Origin of the sequence: Brevundimonas sp. (genome assembly GCF_035626535.1) — a bacterium.
Taxonomy (GTDB): Bacteria; Pseudomonadota; Alphaproteobacteria; order Caulobacterales; family Caulobacteraceae; genus Brevundimonas.
Genome location: NZ_DASPNO010000067.1, coordinates 57291 through 64300, shown reverse-complemented (window position 1 = coordinate 64300; position 7010 = coordinate 57291). Strand labels below are relative to the sequence as shown.

Below are 7010 nucleotides of genomic sequence, written 5' to 3'. Positions count from 1 at the left end.
TGTCGGTGCGCGGGACGTAGGCCTCGGGCTGATAGTAGTCGTAGTAGCTGACGAAATACTCGACGGCGTTGTCGGGGAAGAAGGACTTGAACTCGCTGTAGAGCTGGGCCGCCAGCGTCTTGTTGTGGGCGAGGATCAGGGCGGGGCGCTGGGTGGCCTCGATGACCTTGGCCATGGTGAAGGTCTTGCCCGAGCCGGTGACGCCGAGCAGGACCTGGTCGCGCTCGCCCGCATTGGCCGTGGCGACGAGCTCGGCGATGGCCGAGGGCTGGTCGCCGGCGGGGGTGTATTTCGTCTCGAGCCGGAAGGGGATGTGCTTGCGGCCGGCCGGCCGTTCGGGGCGGTGCGGGGTCCAGTCGCTGGGCGCGCCGGGGGCCTCCTCCGGCGTCAGGCGCGGGCCGGTGACGGGCGCGAACATCGGCATCCGGTTCTTCGCCGCAGCCGGGTCGAAGAGGAACGGCGCGGGCGCCTCGGCGAGACCCGCGCCTTGGCCGGGGACGTGGACGGGCTTGCCGGATTTGCTGGGAGAACGGGCCATGAACGCAATCTAGGGGGTGGGAGGCGGCAGCGCCATAACGTGCGCGCTCCGCAGGGGATGCGGCGGGCCGGCTGCTGACAGCAGGGTGGCGGCAGGACGCGAACCTCTGGCGCCTGGGCGTTCCGGTGGTAGTCTGCCGCCTCAACCGGGGGAACCGCATGAACTGGATGAACATCGCGCGCGTGGCCAAGGTCGTGGCGCTGCTGGCCTTCGTGCTGCCGTGGCTGGTGGTGTCGTGCAACGGCACGCCGCTTGCGGAGGCCTCGGGCCTGGACCTGGTGACCGGCGGGGTCAAGGCGATGAACCAGGAGGTGTCGGAGAACCGCGATCCGCAGTGGTGGGCCATCGGCGCGCTGGCGCTGATCGTCATCGGCCTGGCGCTGAGTTTCGCGCTGAAGCCGGTGCGGCGGGCGGCGGCGGGGCTGGGCGGCGCGGCCGCGGCGGCGCTGGTGCTGAGCGCCGTCGGCATGATGCTGATGATCGGCTCGTTCCGATCCGAGATGACCGAGAAGATGAACGAGTCGAACGACCCGGCCGCCAACGCCATCTTCGACGCCTCGGAGATGCAGAAGGCCATGGCCGAGGCGATCCGCATCGACACCAAATTCGGCTACTGGCTGGAACTGCTGGCGCTGGCCGGCGCGGCGGGGGCGGCCTTCATGGCCTTCAGCGGGCGGAGTCTGCCGGTGATGGCGGCTCGACCGGCGGCGGGGCCGGTGGATCCGGACAGCGCGTACTGGGACAGCATCGACAAGACGGACCGGGCGTCGCTGGAGGAATACATCTACCGCTTCCCCGAGGGCCGCTTCGTCGAGCTGGCGCGCAGCCGGCTGGCGGGGACGCCGCCGCCGCAGGCGTAACGGCGGCCGCAAGGCTGCTGACAGCAGGCTGGCGGCAGGGACGATGAGAATGTCCGGAAACCGCCAGCGGCGCGGCCCGGCCGTCCCCATGTTGGCGGCCTGAACAGAGGAGCCTTCATGACCGCCTTCCGAGACCTGCACGGATCCGGCCTGCTGATCCTGCCCAACGCCTGGGACGGAGGCTCGGCGGCGCTGATGCGTTCGCTGGGCGCCAGGGCCATCGCCACGACCAGCGCGGGCGTGGCGTGGGCGCTGGGCTGGCCCGATGGGGACGCCCTGCCGGTCGAGCGGGTGGCGCAGGCGACGCGTGACGTCGTGCGGGCGGCGCAGGAGCTGCCGGTCTCTGTCGACTTCGAGGGCGGCTATTCCGACGATCCGGCGGCGGTCGCGGCGGCGGCCCGGACGGTGGTCGAGGCGGGCGCGCAGGGCATCAATATCGAGGACGGTGGCGGCGCGCCCGAAGCGCTGGCGGCCAAGATCGCAGCCATCCGGGCGGCCGTGGGGCCGGACCTGTTCATCAACGCCCGCTGCGACGTCTGGCTGAGGGGCGTCGGCCCGGCGCAGAGCCGGGTGGCCGAGGCGGCGCGGCGGGGCGCGATCTATCGGGCGGCTGGGGCGGACGGGCTGTTCGCGCCCGGGCTGACCGACGAGGCCGGCATCGCGGAACTGGTCCGGTCGACGGACATGCCGCTGAACCTGCTGGCCTATCCCGGACTGCCCGACGCGGCGGCGCTGGAGCGGCTGGGCGTGCGCAGACTGAGCGCCGGCTCTGCCATCGTCGGCGCGGCGCTGGGCCGGGCGGCGGCGCTGACCCGAGGCTTCCTCGCGGATGGCCGTTCGGCGCCGCTGATGGAGGGCGCGCTGGGCTGGGGCGAGCTCAACGCCCTGATGCCGGCGACCGGTTGAGCATGGCGCCGCCCGGCCTGACCCTGTCCTGGCTCGACAGCCCGATCGGTCCGCTGGCGCTGGCTTGCGACGACGGCGGCGTGCTGCGCGGATTGTCGTTCGGAGACGGGCTGATCAAGGCGATGCGGCGCGAGTATCCGCAGGCCGTCCTCGCAGACGGCGAGACTCCGGCGGCGCTCGCCCGCACCCTCGCCGCCTATTTCGACGGCGACCGCGAAGCCTTGACCCGCGCGCCGTGGTCGCTGGACGGCGCGGCGGCCGGCGACGGCTTTCAGGCCCGAGTGTGGCGGGCGCTGGCCGAGGTGCCGGCGGGCGTCACCATCAGCTACGGCGAGATGGCGAAGCGCGCCGGAGAGCCGGGCGCGGCCCAGGCGGCCGGCGTGGCCCTGAACCGCAACCCGATCCCGCTGGTGCTGGCCTGCCACCGTGTCGTGGGGGCGGACGGGGCGCTGGTCGGCTTCGGCGGCGGGCTGGAGCGGAAGGGCTGGCTGCTCCGCCACGAGGGAGCGCTGCTGATCTAGAACTGGGCTCCCGCGGTCGGCACCGTGAGGGCGCGCGCCAGACGATCACGGGCGGCGACCACGTCGGGCCGGGCATAGGCGACGGCCAGCACCTCGGCGATGCGGCGGTCGTAGTCCGTTGCCCGCTGGTTCACTTCGTAGCTGTGCAGGGTGCTGACGCCGCTGTCGGCCAGGGATTCGTCGGCGAGGATCAGCAGCAGGGCGTCCGCGGCGCCGTCGGCGTCGCCGCGACAGGCCTGGGCCTCGACCCAGGTCAGCGGCGCGTCGCGCCAGTTCTGCTCCATGTGGGCGAAGGCCGGCCCGGCGGTGACGCGATCCCCCATAGCGTGGGCGGCGCAGGCGCGCACGTGCATGGCCTGCATGACGCCATAGCCCGTGGCCATGTCGCTATCGAGTGTCTTGACGGTGGCGATGGCCCGGGCGTTGTCGCCGGCCCTCAGATAGAACCAGCCGAGGTTTATGGTCTGGCTGACGTTGCCGCCGGAGCCCTCGTCCCGTTTCGCGGCCGCCTGCATCTGCACGACTGCTTCGTCCAGCCGATCCAGGTCCATCAGCAACCGCGCCCGGGTGTCCATGATCCAGGTCAGGGCCCGGTCATCGTCCGAGCCGGGCTCGGGCGGAGGCAGCGCCAGCGCAGCCTCTGTGACGGCGAGCGCCTCCTGGCGCCGACCCCGGCTGTGCAGGGCGGAAGCATAGGCGACGCGGTCCTCGTGTGTAGCGCCGGGAGTCGCGGCCGCGACGCGGAGAGTCTCCAGTTCGCCGTCGAGGATGGCGGCGATATCCAGTTCAGGCATGCCCGCCGCGGCGCGCAGGGCGTCGTAACGGCGCATGGCGTGCAACTGGAGCAGTCCTCCCGAGCTGGTGACCCGCTCGACCAGCGGAACGGCCTCATCGAGCCGGTCTCGCTTGAGCAGGTCGTCGATGAGGCGAACCCAGACGCCGGAGCCGTCGCGGTTCCGCCACCCGGCCTCATCGAGCGCGGAGCGGAGGGCGAACGCCGTCTCGGGGTCGACGTCGGGATGAGCCTCGAGTTGCAATACATAGGTGGCCGACAGGTCATCGATGACCTCGGGACGGCGGTCCAGCAGGGCGATCATGGCGCGGGCCGCCGCGGTCAGGTCCTCGGTCATCGCATGGGCGCCGATGCGGCTGAACCACAGACTCGCTGAAGCCCCCTGCCGTTCGGACGATTCGATGAGGTAGGGCAGCGCTGTCGCGTACTGCCCCTCGCCGGCATAGAGCAGACCCAGCAAATCGCCGACGGCGCGCCGACGAGCCAAGGGTTCGCGCGCGAGATCAGGGTGTTCGGCTATGAGTTTGGCCACGATCAGCGCCGACGGGGCGTCGTTCGCGTCGATCGCCTCGCCAAGCCGGGTCCAGAGTTCCTCTATCGATTTCGCCGGGACACTCTGGACGGAACCCGTGACGGCGGGCGGTAGCCCGGTCACTGCCGGCTGAGGTACGGATATGGCCGTGGCCAGAAGCAACTCAAGGATCATGGAACTCCCCCCTGCCCGGCAACCGTAGCGGGAGGGGACAAGGTGGGAAAGACATTCCATGAACCGCCGCCGGGGAAGGCCGCTGGCGGCGAGCCTTACCGCCGCACGCCCACCCGCGCCTCCAGATCGGCCCAGCGGCGCGTCAGGTCGCGGAGTTCGTCGCGGAGACGGGCGGCCTCGGAGCGGCTGAGGGAGCCGTTGCGCTCGCCGGCGGTTATGCGGGCCTCGATCTGGGCGGCGCGCGGATCGGCGCCATAGCCGCCGTCGTACGCGATGTCGCCGATGCGACGGTCGAGGTCGGCGAGCCGGGCGGCCAGCTCCTGCTGCTCGCGGGCGCTGAGGCCGTCGCGGCGGTAGTCGGACTCGAGCCGGACCAGGGCGTCGAAATCGGCGCGCAGGCGGGCGCCTTCGCTGCGGGTCAGGCGACGGTCGCGCACGCCTACGTCGACGCGGGCGAGGAAGGCGGCCCGCTGGTCGGCCAGCGGCTGCCACCCGTAGCCATAGTCGTCATCGTCGCGGCGTTCGTCGCCGACCCGCTGGGACAGCGCCCGGTAGCGGTCGCGCAGATCGCGACGCTCGGTCGTGGTCATGCGGCCATCAGCGGCGTAGCGGGTCTCGAGCTGCACGAGGGTGTCGTAGTCGTCCCGCAGGCGATCCGCTTCGTAGCGGCTGATCGAGCCGTCGCGGACGCCGGCGTCGATACGGGCGTCGAGATCGGCGCGGCGCTGGTAGAGGGGACGGCGGCCGCGGCTCCAGTCCTCGTCGAGCACCTGGTCGCCCTGATCGGCGGTCTGCACGCCGAACAGGGCCCCGAGCAGGGCGCCGAAGACGTCGCCGGGCTGGCTCTGCCCCGGGGGCGGGCCGTAACCGGAGTCACCGGAGTCGTCGGGATAAAGCGGGCCGACCGTGGCCGTGGCCCCGCTGCAGCTCAACACGCCGTCGCGGTTGGTGATGGCGCTGCGGCAGTCGACGCTGCGGATCGAGCTCCAGCGGAAGCCGCCGCCCGTCTGGCATTCGGCGGAGACATAGCCGTTGGCCAGTTGCTGGACGTTGCGGCACGACGAAGGGACGCCGGCGGGGCCGGACTGGTAACTGGTGTAGGGCGTCTGGGCCTGCGCGGCGCCGGCGGCGGACAGGGCCAGCGCGCCGGCCGCGAGGGCCGACAGGGTGTGGATCGCAGTCATGGGGGGTTCTTTCCGGCGAATGCCTTGAGCGGGAAGAACGGGGTTGGGCGAGGAAGGTTGCGGATGGGCGGGCCCTCCCCTCGCCCGCCCGGCTCCGCTAGAGCTTGGCGTCATGACCGCCCTGCCCCTGAACGAAGTTCTGATGCTGCTTGCCGCGTTGATCGCCGCAGGGCTGGCCGGCGGGATCGTGGCGGGCCTGTTCGGGGTGGGCGGAGGCACGGTGATCGTGCCGGCGGTGTTCTACGCCTTCGAGGTGCTGGGGGTCGGCGGCGAGGGCAATCTGCACACCGCCATCGGGACGTCGCTGCTGACCATCGTCGCGACGTCCTGGCGGTCGTTGAGAGCGCACCGGACGCATGGGGCGGTGGACGAGGTCGTGCTCAGGACATGGACGCCGTGGGTGGCGTTCGGGGGTCTGGTCGGCGCGGCGGTGGCGGGGCTCACCTCGATGGAAGGGCTGGCCATCGTCTATGGCGTCTGCCTGGCGGCGGTGGCGGCGCAAATGGGGTTGATGCCCGAGCGTTATGTGCTGCGGAAGGACCTGCCGACGAGCTGGGGGCGGCGCGGGTTCGGCACGGCGATCGGCGGCCTGTCGGCGATGATGGGCATCGGCGGCGGCAGCTTCGGCGGCATGCTGATGACGTTGTGCGGGCGGCCAATCCACCAGGCGGTGGCGACGGCCTCGGGCTTCGGCGTCGCCATCGGGATGGCGGCGACGCTGGGTTTCGTCGTGTTTGGCTGGGACGCCGGCGGGCGGCCGCCCCTGTCGCTGGGCTATGTCAATGTGCCGGGAGCGGTGGTGATGGCGGTGCTGACGACGGCGGTTGCGCCGTGGGGGGCGAAGCTGGCGCATTCGCTGGACCGGCGCGTGCTGAGGAAGGCGTTCGCGCTGTATCTGCTGGCCACGGCGGCGGTGGTGGTGGCGAAGACGTTCTAGGGGCGGAGCGTCAGTCCGGCGGGCGTGGCGCTGAACGAAGAGAGCCGGCCGAGGTAGCTCATGCCGAGCAGGGAGTGCGGCAGGCCCTGTTCGACGACGAGCGCTTCGACGGAGGTGACGCGGGCGCCGGCGACGGCGACGGCGTCAAGCTTGACGGGGGCGGCGCGGACGGGGCCGGAGGCGGTGAGCGCCGTGCCGGAGAAGTCAGCCGCGGTGAGTTTCAGTCCGAGGCGGGCGGCGTCGGAGGGCGTCAGGACCACGACACTGGCGCCGGTGTCCACCATGACCCGGACCGCGCGGCCGTCGATGTCGGCGTCGGCCCAGTAGTGGCCGTCGGCGGCCTTGAGCACCTGGCCGGCGGCGCCGCTGGCCGGGACGGAGACGGGCGTGGCCGCCTGGGCGGAACCGCGCAGGCCGGCGTGGTCCATCCACCAGGCGGTGGTCAGGGCCGAGGCGACGGCGAGGGCCATGACGGCCGCGGAGGACAGATCGAACCGCATGGCCGTGTTGTCGCACGGCGCCGTTGGGATGCAGTGAAGAGGGATGGTTGGCGGGTGGTAAACGG

The 7010-nt window shown here is 72.0% G+C and carries 8 protein-coding genes; 4 read left to right on the top strand and 4 right to left on the bottom strand.

Annotated elements, in window-relative coordinates; translation table 11 throughout:
- A partial coding sequence (locus tag VEC04_RS10810; protein ID WP_324776684.1) for a DEAD/DEAH box helicase family protein occupies window positions 1-538 on the bottom strand: 538 nt, incomplete at its 3' end.
- A gap of 158 nt (window positions 539-696) precedes the next feature.
- Between VEC04_RS10810 and VEC04_RS10805 the strand changes: the two genes are divergently transcribed.
- The 3 genes from VEC04_RS10805 (at window position 697) to VEC04_RS10795 (ending at window position 2825) form a co-directional block, all read left to right on the top strand.
- Window positions 697-1398 carry a hypothetical protein gene (locus tag VEC04_RS10805; RefSeq protein ID WP_324776682.1) on the top strand — a complete coding sequence of 234 codons (702 nt, stop codon included), beginning with the start codon at window positions 697-699 and terminating at the stop codon, window positions 1396-1398.
- A 117-nt stretch (window positions 1399-1515) separates the two neighbouring features.
- Window positions 1516-2304, top strand: a complete 789-nt coding sequence (locus tag VEC04_RS10800) for an isocitrate lyase/phosphoenolpyruvate mutase family protein (RefSeq protein WP_324776680.1) — start codon at window positions 1516-1518, stop codon at window positions 2302-2304.
- 2 nt (window positions 2305-2306) lie between these two features.
- Window positions 2307-2825 carry a methylated-DNA--[protein]-cysteine S-methyltransferase gene (locus VEC04_RS10795; RefSeq protein WP_324776678.1) on the top strand — a complete coding sequence of 173 codons (519 nt, stop codon included), beginning with the start codon at window positions 2307-2309 and terminating at the stop codon, window positions 2823-2825.
- Here VEC04_RS10795 and VEC04_RS10790 read toward each other — a convergent pair.
- Window positions 2822-4324 (bottom strand): hypothetical protein, encoded by a 1503-nt coding sequence (locus tag VEC04_RS10790; protein ID WP_324776676.1) that lies wholly within the window; start codon window positions 4322-4324, stop codon window positions 2822-2824. The two genes, VEC04_RS10795 and VEC04_RS10790, sit on opposite strands and share 4 nt — an antisense overlap.
- 95 nt (window positions 4325-4419) lie before the next feature.
- Window positions 4420-5508 carry a hypothetical protein gene (locus VEC04_RS10785; RefSeq protein ID WP_324776674.1) on the bottom strand — a complete coding sequence of 363 codons (1089 nt, stop codon included), beginning with the start codon at window positions 5506-5508 and terminating at the stop codon, window positions 4420-4422.
- A 112-nt stretch (window positions 5509-5620) separates the two neighbouring features.
- Here VEC04_RS10785 and VEC04_RS10780 point away from each other — a divergent pair, with 112 nt between their 5' ends.
- On the top strand, window positions 5621-6445 hold the full coding sequence (locus VEC04_RS10780; protein ID WP_324776672.1) for a sulfite exporter TauE/SafE family protein: 825 nt from the start codon (window positions 5621-5623) through the stop codon (window positions 6443-6445).
- On the opposite strand, the gene VEC04_RS10775 is transcribed toward VEC04_RS10780, so the two are convergent.
- Complete coding sequence (locus VEC04_RS10775) at window positions 6442-6945, bottom strand: retropepsin-like aspartic protease family protein (protein WP_324776670.1); 504 nt, start codon at window positions 6943-6945, stop codon at window positions 6442-6444. The two genes, VEC04_RS10780 and VEC04_RS10775, sit on opposite strands and share 4 nt — an antisense overlap.
- Window positions 6946-7010 lie beyond the last annotated feature (65 nt).

Coding starts and splice junctions, on each gene's coding strand:
- VEC04_RS10780 (WP_324776672.1), top strand. CDS start 5,621: ATGACCGCCCTGCCCCTGAACGAAGTTCTGATGCTGCTTGCCGCGTTG.
- VEC04_RS10785 (WP_324776674.1), bottom strand. CDS start 5,508: ATGACTGCGATCCACACCCTGTCGGCCCTCGCGGCCGGCGCGCTGGCC.
- VEC04_RS10805 (WP_324776682.1), top strand. CDS start 697: ATGAACTGGATGAACATCGCGCGCGTGGCCAAGGTCGTGGCGCTGCTG.
- VEC04_RS10775 (WP_324776670.1), bottom strand. CDS start 6,945: ATGCGGTTCGATCTGTCCTCCGCGGCCGTCATGGCCCTCGCCGTCGCC.
- VEC04_RS10795 (WP_324776678.1), top strand. CDS start 2,307: ATGGCGCCGCCCGGCCTGACCCTGTCCTGGCTCGACAGCCCGATCGGT.
- VEC04_RS10800 (WP_324776680.1), top strand. CDS start 1,516: ATGACCGCCTTCCGAGACCTGCACGGATCCGGCCTGCTGATCCTGCCC.
- VEC04_RS10790 (WP_324776676.1), bottom strand. CDS start 4,324: ATGATCCTTGAGTTGCTTCTGGCCACGGCCATATCCGTACCTCAGCCG.